The sequence below is a fragment of the Actinomadura monticuli genome (assembly GCF_041463655.1).
In the GTDB taxonomy this organism is placed as follows: domain Bacteria; phylum Actinomycetota; class Actinomycetes; order Streptosporangiales; family Streptosporangiaceae; genus Spirillospora; species Spirillospora monticuli.
Genome location: NZ_JAXCEI010000002.1, coordinates 75,316 through 88,427 on the forward strand (window position 1 = coordinate 75,316; position 13,112 = coordinate 88,427).

General features: G+C 69.0%; 15 protein-coding genes. 5 read left to right on the forward strand and 10 right to left on the reverse strand.

Annotated elements, in window-relative coordinates:
* Window positions 1-226: 226 nt before the first annotated feature.
* The 7 genes from SM611_RS04190 to SM611_RS04220 all read right to left on the reverse strand — a co-directional run bounded on the left by SM611_RS04190 (window position 227) and on the right by SM611_RS04220 (window position 6,678).
* Window positions 227-1,060, reverse strand: a complete 834-nt coding sequence (locus tag SM611_RS04190) for a CPBP family intramembrane glutamic endopeptidase (RefSeq protein ID WP_371947462.1) — start codon at window positions 1,058-1,060, stop codon at window positions 227-229.
* A gap of 58 nt (window positions 1,061-1,118) precedes the next feature.
* A complete protein-coding gene (locus tag SM611_RS04195) occupies window positions 1,119-1,742 on the reverse strand; it encodes an NADPH-dependent F420 reductase (RefSeq protein WP_371947463.1) in 624 nt (207 codons plus the stop codon).
* A 101-nt stretch (window positions 1,743-1,843) separates the two neighbouring features.
* Window positions 1,844-1,993, reverse strand: coding sequence for a hypothetical protein (locus SM611_RS04200; protein WP_371947464.1), 150 nt, complete (start codon window positions 1,991-1,993; stop codon window positions 1,844-1,846).
* Window positions 1,994-2,062: 69 nt separating this feature from the next.
* Window positions 2,063-2,686 (reverse strand): NADPH-dependent F420 reductase, encoded by a 624-nt coding sequence (locus SM611_RS04205; protein WP_371947465.1) that lies wholly within the window; start codon window positions 2,684-2,686, stop codon window positions 2,063-2,065.
* Between the two features lie 36 nt (window positions 2,687-2,722).
* Entirely contained in the window at window positions 2,723-3,187 is a 465-nt protein-coding gene (locus tag SM611_RS04210) for a hypothetical protein (RefSeq protein ID WP_371947466.1), read from the reverse strand.
* Complete coding sequence (locus tag SM611_RS04215) at window positions 3,184-3,948, reverse strand: alpha/beta fold hydrolase (RefSeq protein WP_371947467.1); 765 nt, start codon at window positions 3,946-3,948, stop codon at window positions 3,184-3,186. The genes SM611_RS04210 and SM611_RS04215 overlap by 4 nt, the downstream gene beginning before the upstream one ends.
* Before the next feature lie 105 nt (window positions 3,949-4,053).
* Window positions 4,054-6,678 carry a helix-turn-helix transcriptional regulator gene (locus tag SM611_RS04220; RefSeq protein ID WP_371948003.1) on the reverse strand — a complete coding sequence of 875 codons (2,625 nt, stop codon included), beginning with the start codon at window positions 6,676-6,678 and terminating at the stop codon, window positions 4,054-4,056.
* A gap of 1,197 nt (window positions 6,679-7,875) precedes the next feature.
* Between SM611_RS04220 and SM611_RS04225 the strand changes: the two genes are divergently transcribed.
* Window positions 7,876-8,037 carry a hypothetical protein gene (locus tag SM611_RS04225; protein WP_371947468.1) on the forward strand — a complete coding sequence of 54 codons (162 nt, stop codon included), beginning with the start codon at window positions 7,876-7,878 and terminating at the stop codon, window positions 8,035-8,037.
* A gap of 40 nt (window positions 8,038-8,077) precedes the next feature.
* Here SM611_RS04225 and SM611_RS04230 read toward each other — a convergent pair whose 3' ends face one another.
* From SM611_RS04230 to SM611_RS04240, 3 genes are read right to left on the reverse strand one after another with little or no spacing between them, the layout of a single operon-like run.
* A complete protein-coding gene (locus tag SM611_RS04230; RefSeq protein ID WP_371947469.1) occupies window positions 8,078-8,395 on the reverse strand; it encodes a hypothetical protein in 318 nt (105 codons plus the stop codon).
* Entirely contained in the window at window positions 8,284-8,721 is a 438-nt protein-coding gene (locus SM611_RS04235; protein WP_371948004.1) for an RHS repeat-associated core domain-containing protein, read from the reverse strand. Before SM611_RS04235 ends, SM611_RS04230 begins: the two co-directional genes overlap by 112 nt.
* A gap of 48 nt (window positions 8,722-8,769) precedes the next feature.
* Window positions 8,770-9,300 carry a pyridoxamine 5'-phosphate oxidase family protein gene (locus tag SM611_RS04240; protein WP_371947470.1) on the reverse strand — a complete coding sequence of 177 codons (531 nt, stop codon included), beginning with the start codon at window positions 9,298-9,300 and terminating at the stop codon, window positions 8,770-8,772.
* A 1,037-nt stretch (window positions 9,301-10,337) separates the two neighbouring features.
* On the opposite strand from SM611_RS04240, the gene SM611_RS04245 reads away from it, so the two are divergent.
* The 4 genes from SM611_RS04245 to SM611_RS04260 all read left to right on the forward strand — a co-directional run bounded on the left by SM611_RS04245 (window position 10,338) and on the right by SM611_RS04260 (window position 13,001).
* Window positions 10,338-10,619 (forward strand): MerR family transcriptional regulator, encoded by a 282-nt coding sequence (locus SM611_RS04245; RefSeq protein ID WP_371948006.1) that lies wholly within the window; start codon window positions 10,338-10,340, stop codon window positions 10,617-10,619.
* A gap of 298 nt (window positions 10,620-10,917) precedes the next feature.
* Window positions 10,918-11,217, forward strand: a complete 300-nt coding sequence (locus SM611_RS04250; RefSeq protein ID WP_371947471.1) for a hypothetical protein — start codon at window positions 10,918-10,920, stop codon at window positions 11,215-11,217.
* Between the two features lies 1 nt (window position 11,218).
* Entirely contained in the window at window positions 11,219-11,392 is a 174-nt protein-coding gene (locus SM611_RS04255; protein WP_371947472.1) for a hypothetical protein, read from the forward strand.
* Window positions 11,393-11,801: 409 nt separating this feature from the next.
* On the forward strand, window positions 11,802-13,001 hold the full coding sequence (locus tag SM611_RS04260; RefSeq protein ID WP_371948008.1) for a N(5)-(carboxyethyl)ornithine synthase: 1,200 nt from the start codon (window positions 11,802-11,804) through the stop codon (window positions 12,999-13,001).
* Window positions 13,002-13,112 lie beyond the last annotated feature (111 nt).

Here is a 13,112-nt window from a genome sequence, read left to right on the forward strand (position 1 = left end):
AGTCACTGAGGTGATCTCAGCGAAAGTGATCCGGACAAGGATGCCTTCCCTGTCACGAACGAGGCTTTGAGGGCGGACACGCGGACAAGTAGGCAGCGCCCGGCCGGGCCTTCCCCTGCCCGTGGAACGCCGGCACGAACGATGCGACCGCCGGCACCAACGCGAGCGGCGCTCCCGGACCGTGACGTCGATCTGCCGCCACCGGTCCAGGACCGCCGGAGTTCGATCACTTGGCGAGCCCAGCGGCCACGTCCGCCCGGGCCGAGCGACGAACGGGGACCGTGTGACCACGCCGGTGTGCCAGCAACATGAACACGACGGTGGCCACCACGCCGAACACCACAGCGTACACACTGCCCTCCGGTCCGAAGTCGCCGCCCGTGACCAGCGTGGGACCGGACATCGTCGCGTCCAGCAGGCCCTGCGGGGTGTTGCTGCCGGACACCTTGGTGCTGAAGATGGCGCTCGCGGCAATGTTCCAGCCGAAGTGCAGCCCGATCGGCACCCACAGCTTGCGGGTGGCGATGTACGCGGCGGTCAGCATCCCGCCTGCCTCGATGGCGATGGCGATGGCGCCCCCCAGGGTGGCGTTCGCGTTGAGCAGGTGGATCAGGCCGAACAGCGAGCCGGTCAGCACGAGTGCGATCCAGGTTCCGGTCCAGCGCTCGACGTTCCGGAACAGGACACCGCGGAAGACCAGCTCCTCGGTCACGGCGGCACCCGCCATGATGCCGAGCAGGCCGACGGCGCTCGTCGGCGTGCCCAGGCCGTTGATCGTGTAGTCGCCGAAGAAGGCGATGTTCGCGATGACCGCCCCGAACAGCGCGATGCCGAGCAGCGTGCCCCAGCCGATCCCGGCGCCTGCTCCCTTCAGCGACACCTCGACGGGGGACCGGTGCTCGGTGCGCCGCACCACCCAGCCGTAGACCAGGACCGCGGCGACGGCCGTCAGCAGGCCGGCGACGAGCGCCAGCCAGGGGTTGTCCTTCACCGCCGCCGTGCCCAGACCGCCGAGGATCCAGACCGCCGCAACCGCTACGAACTGCCATATCAGACGCACGCTGACTCCTTCGTGAGAATCCGCCGCGGAGCGCCGCGGGCTACTAGCAGGGGTGTGCTCAGCCGGGGAGGTCGACGCCGAGGGCGACATCGAAGGTCCCCGCGCCGTTGCGGGCCAGGCCCATCAGCAGCGGCCCGACCCCTTCCAGCCAGCGGGCCATCTCCAGGCCGCCGACATCGAGCGGGCGCAGTCCGAGGCTCTCGATGAACGCCGACACCTCGGCCTTGGCCCGCGCGTCATCTCCGGCGAAGAACACGTCCAACGGACGCCCTTGGGCCAGCACGTGGCCGAAGACCGTGTTGAACGCCTTCACGACGTGCGCGCTCGCCGGGACTGCCTTGGCGATCCCCTGCGCACCGGACGTGCCTTCAGGGGTGACGAGCCCGGTGGCGTCGGCGTTGAACGTGTTGGAGATGTCGATGATGAACTTGCCGGCCAGTGCATCCCCGTACTGGGCGACGACCGGCACGGCGCTGGCGTATGGCACGGCCAGGACGACGATGTCGCCAACCGGGACGGCGCCGAATGTCCCGACCGTGGTCCCGCCGCCGAGCGTCGCGGCCAGGTCCTCCGCCTTGGCCGCGTCGCGGCCGATGAGCTCGACGGAGTTGCCGCCGGCGACCGCGCGTGCGGCTATGGCGTGGGCCATGGCCCCCAGGCCGATGACACTGATGCTGCTCATGGTGAGTGCTCTCTTTCTCTGGTCTGAGATGAACGGCATGCCCGCCCCGTCATGCGTGTCGGTGCTTTCCGTGGCAGCCGGTTCGTTCGTTCTTTCGGTGGTCACAATCGGCCGGTGCGCGCGATCACCTGGCTGGCGACGTCGAGCATCTGGTCAAGGCTGGAGAGCACGTCGAGCGTGGTCAGCAGCAGCCGGGCCAGGTGGGGTGGCTCGTAGTGGAACGTGCTGAGCGTGCTGGTGTTCAGGCGCATCCGGCTGGTCGCCGCGGCGATGGCCAGGGCGCACGGCGCCCCGGCCGCCGACTGCTCGGAACCGGGGGGTCAGCCGGCGATCTCGTTGACGCCGAGGGAGAAGTCACCGTGGCCGACCCCGTTGCCGGCGAGGCCCACCGTGACCACGCCCATTCCTTCCAGCCAGTGCGCCATTTTCAGGCCGCCCACGTCCAGCGGACGTAGCCCGAGGCTCTCGATGAATGCCGCCACGCCCGCCTTGGCCTGCGCATCGTCGCCGGCGATGAAGACGTCGGGACGGCCCTTCTCCAGGACGTTGCGGAAGATGGTGTTGAACGCCTTCACCACGCTGGCGCCGGCCGGGGCCGCTTTGGCGACTTCCTGCGCGATGGAGGTCTGCTCGCGGTGGGCCAGCCCGTCAAAGGTGGAATTGAAAGGGTTGCTGATGTCGACGATGACCTTTCCCGCGAGGGCGTCTCCGTACCGGGCGACGGCCGGAACGACACCGTCGTGCAACAGGGCGGTGATGACGATGTCCCCGGCCGGGACGGCGCCCCACTTGCCCGCCGTCGCACCGCCGCCCAGAGTTTTGGCCAGGCCGTCGGCCTTGGACTGATCACGTGCCATGACCTCGATGGTGTTGCCGCCCGCCACCGCGAGCGTGCCGATGGTACGGGCCATGTTCCCCGCACCGATGAAGGTGATGCTGCTCATGAGGTGTGCTCTCTTCCCGTTCTCGAGGTACGTGGTTCAGATGGCGGTGGGTGCCGCGTCGGTGAGCAGTTCCAGTCCGTTGACGTAGCTGGAGTCGTCGGAGGTCAGGAACAGGGCGGCGGTGGCGTTTTCTTCGGGGCGGCTCATCTTTCCGCGGGGATCAGGGACTCGATTGCGGCCTTGGCTCCTGCTGGACCGCCTTGCTTCCCGCGTAGAGGCTCCAGCCGGGGAAGGCGCCGAGGGAGGCGTTGGTCCGGTCATGAAGATCGAGCCGTTGTCGTTGATCAGCGGCAGTGCCTTCTGCGCGGTGAACAGGGTTTTCTCGGTGGGACTGATGGCCCCTCTGGATGCCGGCTGGAGGCGGTTCACAGGTTTTGGTGAGTCCTCCGTCGATGACCAAGTCGGTGCCGGTGACGTTGCCCGCTCGATCGCTGGACCGTTGTCGGTGCGGTCATCGGTCGCTCCTGTTTGCTCGTTGGTGTACGGAATGCGGCTGGTCATGACCGGGTGATGTTCTTGACCGCCTGTGTCGCGGTCGCTGCGGTACGGATGTGGCCGGCGACGGCCGCCGGTTGCGACAGCGCGATCGCGTGTGACCCGTCGACCTCGATGGTGTCGGCGCCGGCGCGCTGGGCCATGAGACGCTGGGCGGCGGGATGGATCGCCTGGTCAGCGGTCGCTACGACATACCAGGACGGCAGGGTCTTCCAACTGGGGTCAGGGGAGCTCTCCTCGAACGCCACGGCGGCGATGGGGCGCTGCGCCACGGCCGCCACCGCGGTGAAACGGTCGGGCAGGTCCGCGGCGAACACCGCGGCGAACCGGTCGGTTTTGAGGGACAGTTCCACTGCCTCCTCGCCGTCGCCGGTGCGGAAGGTCGCCGGGCGCAGCGCCGGGCCCAGCAGGCTGTCGGGAAAGCGGCCCGTCAGGTCCAGCACGCTCTCCCCCGCATCCAGCGCGAAGGCGGCCACGTAGACCAGCCCGACCACGTTGCCCGCCTGGGCGCCGACCCGGGTGATGACCACCCCGCCGTAGGAGTGACCCACCAGCAGGACGGGACCGTCGATCGCGGCGACGACGCCGGCGACGTAGGCGGCATCGGTGGCCTGTCCGCGCAGCGGGTTGGCCACCGCGGTCACGGCGAACCCGCCGGCCTGCAGCTCAGCGATCACGCCCGTCCAGCTCGAGGCGTCGGTGAAAGCGCCGTGCACCAGCACGACAGTCGGCGTGCTGCCGTTTCTGAACGAACTCCGTGTGACCATGGCCCCACCGTAGGAAGCCGCCCGCGCACCTCGCGTGCGTCACATGACTGCGTCACTGAGCGTCACAGCGAAGGGCCACCCTTCGGTGCGATCAGGCCGGTGCGATCAGGCCGGTTCGTGCAGGGCCGTGCTCAACGCCGATCGTGAGGTGATCGCCAGCTTGGGGAAGATCCGGTAAAGGTGGGAGCTGACGGTCCGATGCGACAGGTAGAGCTTCTCGCCGATCTCCCGGTTCGTCAGGCCGTCGGCCGCCATCTGGGCGATCTGGAATTCCTGTGCGGTGAGCACATCGCGTGCTTGGCGGCCGCGGCTGCGGCTGCTCTCGCCGGAGGCCCGCAGTTCCTGGCGCGCCCGCTCACTCCAGGGGATGATCCCCAGGGCGTCGAACGTCTCGCGAGCTGTCCGCAAAGGCGCCCGTGACTCGGCCGTGCGCCGCCGGCGCCGGAGCCATTCGCCGTAGGCCAGCTGGACCCGGGCTCGCACGAAGGGCCATCTGCGCAGGTCCGCCGCGAGCGCGGCTTCGAAGAACGGCTCCGCGCTGGCCTCATCGGCCAGGACCGCGCGGGCGTAGCGCAGGTCGGCGTGCAGAGCCGGCGATGGCGTGGTCACAGCCATCGTCTCCAGTTCCTCCATGATGCCGGCGATCGCATGGCCTTGACCGCTGTGCACTGCGGCATCGGCGAGTTCGGCGACGGCGAAGCAGCGCAGCGCCAGGTGGAAGGCCGGATCGGCGGGGTCGTGCATCCGCCGCAGATGGTCGTAGGCGTCGGCGTAGCGTCCTTCGCCCAGCGCGGCCAGACCCCGCGCCAGCTGCACCGTGGCCAGCACCGGGCGGGCGCCGACCGGCAGGGCCACCTGCTCGGCCGCCGCCGAGAGGCTCTCCACGCGGCCCTGGTCCCCGCGCAGCGCGGCGACCATGGCTCCTGAAGCCTGGGCGATGGCGTGCATCAGCGGCTGGGACATCTCGTGCGCCAGCCGTTCGGCCTCCTCGGCCGCGGGGATGGCCACGCTCAGGTCGCCGAGCCGGACCGTGCTCCATGCCTGTGCCCCGAGGTCGCGTGCCAGGCGGCTGAGCCGGCCCTGCGCGCGCAGGACCGGAAGCGAGGCGGCGCAGAGTTCCTCCGACAGGTCGAACGCCCCCACCATCAACGCCGAGCTGCCGAGCAGGCGGGCCGCCTGCGCGTCGCCGGCGGGATGCGCCGCCAGCTGCCGCAAGCGGTCGATCACGACCCTGCCGCGCTCGATCGGGGCCGCGAACGCCAAGATCGCCAGCAGTCGCCCGTCCAGGTCGTCGATGGGCAGACCCTCGGCCACGGCGACGACACGTTGCCTCGACCTCGAATCGGCATGAGCCCAAAAGCACCGCAGGGACGCACTCGACAGGAGTTTCAGCGCGAGGTCGGTGTCCCCTTGTGCCGCCATGCTCTCGGCGAGGTCGGCCAGCGCCTGCGCTGCCACGCTGTCGTCGCGGATGCCGTCCTCGAAGTTCTCACGGATCCACACGATACGGGCCCGCTGCCGCGTGGACGGCTCCAGCATCTCGGCATCGCCCAGCAGCCCGACGACGATATCGCGCCGTCCCAGGTCGGTCGCGTACTCGGCGGCCTGGACCAGCCGTTCACACCGCTGAACGGGATCCTCGCTGAGTCTGGCGGCATGTTCCAGCGCCGTGACGGCCGGCAACTGGCAGCCCCGGTGTTGCGCGCGCTGCGCCACGGCGCACAACTCCGAAGCGATGCCCTCATCCGGCCTGGTGGTGGACACCGCCCGATGCCAGAGCCTACGGTCCGGCTGGCCGGCAAGGACATCGGCCAGTGCGGCGTGCACCGCGTGACGCTGGGAGACGCTCGCCCCCTGGTAGATCGCCGAACGCATGAGCGGATGCCGGAGCCGCACTCCGGTCTCGTCCACCTCGACCAGCCCAACGGTGACCGCGGGCACCAGATCGTCCGCCGTGACCGGAACACCGATGATCATCGCGGAGGCGTCGAGGGTCTCTGAAAGGGCCGCACTGTCGTTGAGCGAGGCCACCAGCAGCATCGTCCGCGTCGTCGACGGCAACCCCGACATGCGGGCGGTGAAGACCTGTTCCAGACGAGTGGTCAACGGAAGCCACCCCGGCGACAGGGCTCCCTGCCCGCGCTGCCTGTCCGCGGCGACCGGCAGTTCGACCAGAGCCAGCGGGTTCCCCGCCGCCTCCCGCAGCAGCCGTGCGCGCGCCGCCGGCCTCAGCGCAGGAGCATAGGACTCCAGCAAGGCGGTCGCAGCGGCGTCATCGAGCCGATCAAGGAACAACTCCCGCAGCCCGGCACCATGCAGCGGGCCGCGGTGACCCTCGCGCATCGCGGCCAGCAACACGATCGGTTCGGAGTCCAGACGTCGCGCGACGAACGCGAGCACGTCAGCACTGGAACGATCCAGCCAGTGCACGTCATCGACAAGGAGCAGAACGGGCGACCGGCCGGCGGCCTCACTCAGAAGATTCAGCGCCGCCAAGCCGATGAAGAACGGATCCGGTGCCCGCGCATCGGTCAACCCGAAGACCGCCCCCAACGCGTCGCGCTGCGGGCGCGGCAACCGCCCGATCTCGCCGCGAAGCGGAAGCAACAACTGGTGCAGACCAGCGAAGGGCAGATGCGTCTCCGACTCCACCCCCGCCGTCCGAAGGATCCGCATACCCTGCGCGGCTGCGACCCCCGCCATTTCCACCAGCAACGCCGACTTCCCGATCCCCCCTCACCGCGCACCAACATCGCCCCACCGCCATCGCGGACACCGCCCACGAAATCGCGGAGACGCCGCTGTTCAGGCTCCCGCCCGAACAGCGCCGCTACCGACCGGTCCGCTGGCATCGTAGATCCATACTCTCTGGCACCCAGACTCCTATCCAGCGAACCTACCGCACAGCCATGCGCCGAAATGATCAGCCCACTCGGCCACCCACCGCAGCGAGCCGGGTGCCGCGTGAGGTCGGCAGCGGGCTCCTGTCGTTACCGGGACCTCGCTCGAACTTCGCAGCACGGCGCGATCGAGTCGACAGAGCCTCCGCCCGGCACCCACCTGTCACGTAACGCTCGGTGACACAGTCAGGTGAAAGGCCCGGCAACTGGAACTGGAGAACGAGATCCTCGCGCGGGCGGCGGCGTATTTCGCTCGAGAGAACGTGCTCCCAAATAGAGTACTGCTGGTCCGTGAGCTTGCCGATAACAATATCCCCGTTGCGATGCCCGGTTGAGTCCAAGCATTTCACGTCCTGGGCGTTCGGTAAGCGAGTCCGGGACGCAGGCCTCCTCGGCTCGATGGGCACGATCGGCGATTTCTATGACAATGCCGTGATCGAGTGATCGAGTCGTTCTGGGGTTGGATGCAACTCGAACTACTCGACACCAGGAAATGGAAAACAAGAGCCGGCGTGAATTCCACCCGCATCCTCAGCGCTACGAGGGTGCTGAGACTCGTCTGGAGCTGGTCTTGGAGACGGTGCGGGCCGCGCTGGAGGAGGTGGCTCGCACCGCCCCGGAGGTGCTGGACGGGCTGGTCACAGCCGAATGGGCGAGCGCTACGGGCGGCAGGTGCGGATGTGCGGCCAGCCCAGCCGTCCGGTCTGGCGGCTCAGCCAGGCCGAACTGGCGGGGCCGCTGGCCGCCCGGGGCCCGAACCGGCCGCGAATCACTCCCGCTCGGGCCCTGAGGGCACCGTCAACGAGATCGTCAACGGCCATCGAATGCGCCGCTGCCGCTACCACGGCACCGCCAAGGTTCACCTCCGGGTTCTCGACCGTGGCCACGGCGGCGCCTTCGAGGATGACCTCGACGCCGCCGAGGAAGCTTCCGCCCGCGTCCGCTCCCGGCCGCACCGGCGGCGCCGCCCGCCGCGCCGAGCAGGGCGAGGGAACCTCGGTCGAAGTGGACGCTGACGCTTCCCGTGTTGGTCGTCACGAAGGACGCCGGGGAGAGCGACACGCTGATCGACGGCGGAAAGGGATTCGCGTTGATGTTCACACGGTCCTTCCCGGCCTGCGTCGCGGCGAACTCGGAGATGCGCGGCGCCCTCGGGTCGCGCGCGTTGGTCAGCTTGAAGCGGGAGTAGAGGATGATGCCGGGGCCGTCGCCGGGGGCGGTCGGATAGGTCAGCTTGGCGTAGGAGGTCCATAGGTCGCCCAGTCCGCATAGTTGAAGATCGTGACGGCGGAGCGGTCTGCGGCGTCGTAGCGGAATTGCGGCGCGATCTCGTGGCCGAGCACGGTGGGCTGCCCGGTCTGCGCGCCGATCCCGTACACGTAGCTGGCGACCTGGGCCCGCGCCGCGGGGGTCAGCCCGTCGCCCCAGGCGGACTTCATGTCCCAGACCGCGTACCCCTGGGTGCCCTGCGGGGTCTGGGCGCCGCGCACGACCAGGTCGGGCCAGCCGTAGGACGCGCCCTCGGTGCCGGACTGTCCACCCGCCATCTGGACCCGCGCCAGCCGTAGCGCCCGGGCAGGTCGGCATAGGTGTTGTGGGCGCCGTAGCCCCAGAACTGGACCATCTGGTCGTAGGCCATCCGGAGCGCGAAGTCATGGGTGCGGGTGTTGCCGGGCTTGTACGCGCCGCCGGGGCCGCCGGGGACCTGCGGCGCCTGGCCGGTGGGGTCGTCCAGGACGGTCGGCGAGTCCGCGGCATAGGCGTAGGACGAGGTGTACGGCCGGTTCAGCGGGTCGCGGGAGACGAACCGGCCGGTGGCCGGGTCATACTGGCGCGCCCGCAGGTTGTAGGTGAGGTCGTCGGGGTTGGCCAGTTGGCCGTCGCCCGCACGTGGCCGTCCCGGGACGGCCCGCGCTGCGGATCAGGACCGGGAGGCCCCAGTGAGCTTGCCGATATCGGACGCGTAGACGCTCATCCAGTGCGGATGCAGCCGGTAGTAGACCACGTCCTCGTCCCAGTTGAAGGAGCCGGCGCCGTAGAAGTCCTTGAAGTAAGCGAGCAGATCCGGCCAGTCCGCGGCCGGCTCGCCGGGCTGCGGATTGAGGGTCTCCACCGTGCCATGCGTGAACACACCCAGGTCCTCACCGCGCATGTGCGCGGCGCTGACCGCCGGGCGGGCGGCCAGGTGCCGGGCCTTCACGGCGTCGCGCGCCGTGCCGAAGTGCCACTTGCCGTGCAGGAAGTGCCCGTCCACGCCGCTGATCCGCGGTTCGCCCTTCGCCGTCACCGTGGACAGGGCCAGGGTGCACATGCCGGTGAGGACCCCGGTGAGCTGCTCGGCGGTCAGTGTCCGCTCGGTGCTGATGATCGAGCGGAGGTGCGAGGAGGAGCGTGACAGAGAGGCGTCCAGAAGGGCCTGCAGCTCTTTGAGTTCTTCTCGCGTTTCGCGCATGGAGCTCCTTGTCCATCCGTAGGGATTGATCCACGCCCACATCGGCGTCGACCGGTGAACCCATGGTCGCCGTTAAACCTGACATCCTCCGTCATGTTTTCGTCCGCCAGGTAGGCGAGCGGCCGGTCACGTCGTCTCGATGACGGCCGTCAGCCTTCTGGCTGAGGTGGCGCCCGTTGTCGGGTGTTCCGTTGGGGACGCCCGCCGGAAGACCGCCCAGCCCCGAACTGCGTCCTCACACCATTGAGCTGCATCGGTGTCACGGCTCGCCCGACCGGCGTGCCCGCGCGCCTGGGGTAACGGCGGCTGTGCGGGGCTCCAGAACCTTCAGCCGCCTATCGCCCCGAAACCCAGACCCGAGGGGGATGGATGGAGACAACCAGGTGATGTGATCTACGAAACTCTGCAACGACCGAGGTAGATTTTCGGCTGGGCAGTGGGTAGCGTTTCTGTCATCGAAGAGAGACGAGTCCATGAGGACCGGCAGAGGACGAACTGCCGGAAGGTACGGAATACACCGGCCGGGCGTGCCGGGGCCAGCGCAGTGGAAGGGGCTCCGGCGGCCGGTCGGCCCGGCGGCCGACAGGTCACCGGGAACGATGTACAGCACGACCCAGTACGAACGGAGATACGCAGGATCAGTAGTGATGTCGAGGAAAGGAGGATTCGACGCCATCGGGATCGCCCGCTGCAGGCTCCAGTCACGCCGCGCGGGTACCGCAGCCCCACAGATTGGACGGTGGTCTACGGTCACGCATACGCGATCCCCGCGTCCCCGACCCCGTACGGGCGGTCGGCGCGGAAGACCGGCCCGTCAGAGCCGGTAGATGGTGTTGTACCTCTGGGCCCCGGCGCCGCAGTCTGGCGCCGGGGCCCCTGTCGTCGTCACTGCCGGACCGAGGCAGTACGGAAGGTCGATGAAAGCACCCCGGCCGGCCCGGACCGGCAACCAGCAGGACCGGCATCACGCGTACGCCTCGGAGGATTCCGGCGGGCTTGAGGGCAAGTTCGACGATGAGGAATACCCGGCCTACAGCATGGGCCGCGCCGCCGAGATGCTGGACGTCACCCCGGCGTTCCTGCGCAGCCTGGACACCGCACGGCTGATCGTCCCGCAACGCTCACCCGGCGGGCACCGCCGCTACTCCCGCTACCAACTGCGGCTGGCACAGCGCGCTCGCGACCTGGTCGACCAGGGCACCCCCCTGGAGGCCGCCTGCCGCATCATCATCCTGGAAGACCAACTCGCCGAAGCCCAGCACATCAACGCACAACTGCAACAACACCTCGGCCGAGCCCTTGACTCCGTGCGGGGCTGACCCCGGTCCGGCCCTTCCATCACCGGCCCGGCCGCCAACCCCCGCTGCTCCGCGCCGCCCGAGGGCATGCGGACCTACCTGGGCCGACTGGTTCGACGCGCGCTCTGACAACACGCGCCAAGGACACGCCGCCGACGAGGAAACCCCTGATCAGGCCAACCGTTCAGCGGGCGGTGACGGTGGGACGGCAAGCCGGAAAGAGCTGTTCGAGGGTTTCCCGCCCTACAGGTGGGGCAATGGCCGTCGAGATGGCAGCGTAGGGTGTGGCCACACCCTTGCAGTGAGAGGTACCGGCCCCATGAGGCTCGAACTCACCAACTACGAAGCCCTGCACGGTTGGGGCGTCGTCAACAACAGTGCTGATTGGCATGCTCAGCGCAACCGCAAGCCGCCCGCAGCCGAGCAGGCAGTAGGAGACATCCTCTTCACGGCTTACGGCTGCCGGACCGAGACCACCACCACGGTCGAGCTCACCGACGACGAGCGTGCGAGCCTCACCGAACTGGTCAGCGAACACATCGCGCTGTGGGGTAAGCGCGGCCAGGAGAACGCCGCAACACCTCATCTGCGTTCGCTGGTCATGAAGCTGGGCGGCTGACATGCCTACACCGGGCAGCCCGCAACGTAAGTTCCGCCTCGCCGACGATGCCCTGTGGGCCGAGTACGGCCAGGCGTGCCGTGCCATCAACGGCAGCGCTGACCGCAGCGACGACATCCGCAAACACGTCGAGGCCGTCGTCGCCGAATGGAAGAAGCGAAGCGAGCCGAGCTGATCACCGACGCACTCGCCGGCGTCATGGCAGGCCGCGACGCGGCCACCGGAGTCCGGGTGACATGTGCAGGACGGTGGGCGCCAGTCCACGAAGCCGGATCTCCGTGAGCAGTGCCGGGGCGGGCACGGCGGATCGCGGAAGCAAGCTGGACGACGGTGACCTCGCCGTACCTGCGGGAACGGCCCGCCTCCATGGCGCGCCGCCACGCTGGCCAGGCTGAACCTGTTTAACGCGTCCTTGGCCGAGACGTGCCGTCATGGCCACCCCACATGCACGGTCGGCATGCGGCCTCCAGGTCGGTGCAAAGGTTCCTGCGGGTAGGCTCGGAAGCGCCGGAGAACCGCGACATCCAGCCCCGAGGTTGACTCGCCCTACCGGCTCACCCCCGAGAGGGGACGTCTTGCCGAACGTGAACGGCTCGCCCCGACCCGGCGCCACAACGGCACCGCCGAACCCGGAGACCGGCCTGAGCCTCGGTGTCCTGGCGCACACGGCCAAGGAGAACGAGCACCGGCAGCCGATCCATCCGCTGCACCTTAAGCGGATCGAACCCGGCCTGCGGTCGCGCATCTACCTTGAACGCGGCTACGGCGAGGGGTTCGGCATCCCGGACGAGGTACTCGCTCCGCAGGTCGCCGGGCTGCTCCCCCGCGACCGGCTCATCGCCGACTGCGATGTCGTCCTGCTGCTCAAACCGCAGCCCCACGACCTCAAGGAACTACGCCCCGGCCAGATCCTGTGGGGCTGGCCGCACTGCGTCCAGGACCGGGAACTCACCCAGGCCGCCATCGACGGGCGGCTCACACTGATCGCGTTCGAGGCGATGAACCACTGGGCCCCGGACGGCGGCTTCAACCTGCACGTCTTCCACAAGAACAACGAACTCGCCGGCTACTGCTCCGTCCTGCACGCTCTCGCCCTCACCGGATCCACCGGCGCCTACGGCCGGCGGCGCCGCGCCGCCGTCATCAGCTTCGGTGCCACCGCGCGAGGCGCGGTCACGGCCCTCAACGCCCACGGGATCCACGACGTCCACGTCCTGACCCACCGCGGGGTCAGCGCCGTCGGCTCGCCCATCCACTCGGCTCAGATCGTCCACTTCGACCGCGACCCCAAGAACCCCGCCCGCACTCACGTCCTCACCGATGACGGCCCGATCGCCACGGCCGCCTTCCTCGCCCGGCACGACCTCGTGGTCAACTGCGTCCTGCAGGACACCGGCGCCCCGCTGACGTTCGCCACCAACGACGACCTGCCGCTCTTCTCTCCCGGCACGCTCATCGTCGACGTCTCCTGCGACGCCGGGATGGGCTTCGAATGGGCACGACCGACCACCTTCACCGACCCCATGTTCACCATCGGTGACAACATCCACCACTACGGTGTCGACCACAGTCCCTCCTACCTGTGGGACTCCGCGACCTGGGAGATCAGCCAGGCACTGATACCCCACCTCGCCACAGTCCTGAAAGGCCCTACCGCCTGGGACGCCGACAAGACCATCCGCCGGGCCATCGAAATCCGCGACGGCGTCATCCAGAACCCCGCCATCCTGGCGTTCCAGCACCGCTCCCCCGACTATCCGCACACGACCGGTCGGCGGGACTGAAGCGGCCCCGCACCGTCGTGCATCGGACCATGCCGACAGGCCGGGCCCGGCACCCGCATCGCCGGCCGGGGAGCCATGGGCGGAGAGAAGTGGTGGTCGTTCTTCGTCCGG

Excerpts from the sequence above, each read along its gene's own strand:
- SM611_RS04195 (WP_371947463.1), bottom strand. The coding sequence starts at position 1,742 with ATGAGCAGCATCAGTGTCATCGGCCTGGGGGCCATGGCCCACGCCATA.
- SM611_RS04200 (WP_371947464.1), bottom strand. The coding sequence starts at position 1,993 with ATGCGCCTGAACACCAGCACGCTCAGCACGTTCCACTACGAGCCACCC.
- SM611_RS04205 (WP_371947465.1), bottom strand. The coding sequence starts at position 2,686 with ATGAGCAGCATCACCTTCATCGGTGCGGGGAACATGGCCCGTACCATC.
- SM611_RS04210 (WP_371947466.1), bottom strand. The coding sequence starts at position 3,187 with ATGACCAGCCGCATTCCGTACACCAACGAGCAAACAGGAGCGACCGAT.
- SM611_RS04215 (WP_371947467.1), bottom strand. The coding sequence starts at position 3,948 with ATGGTCACACGGAGTTCGTTCAGAAACGGCAGCACGCCGACTGTCGTG.
- SM611_RS04230 (WP_371947469.1), bottom strand. The coding sequence starts at position 8,395 with ATGGCGGGTGGACAGTCCGGCACCGAGGGCGCGTCCTACGGCTGGCCC.
- SM611_RS04240 (WP_371947470.1), bottom strand. The coding sequence starts at position 9,300 with ATGCGCGAAACGCGAGAAGAACTCAAAGAGCTGCAGGCCCTTCTGGAC.
- SM611_RS04245 (WP_371948006.1), top strand. The coding sequence starts at position 10,338 with ATGGGCCGCGCCGCCGAGATGCTGGACGTCACCCCGGCGTTCCTGCGC.
- SM611_RS04250 (WP_371947471.1), top strand. The coding sequence starts at position 10,918 with ATGAGGCTCGAACTCACCAACTACGAAGCCCTGCACGGTTGGGGCGTC.
- SM611_RS04255 (WP_371947472.1), top strand. The coding sequence starts at position 11,219 with ATGCCTACACCGGGCAGCCCGCAACGTAAGTTCCGCCTCGCCGACGAT.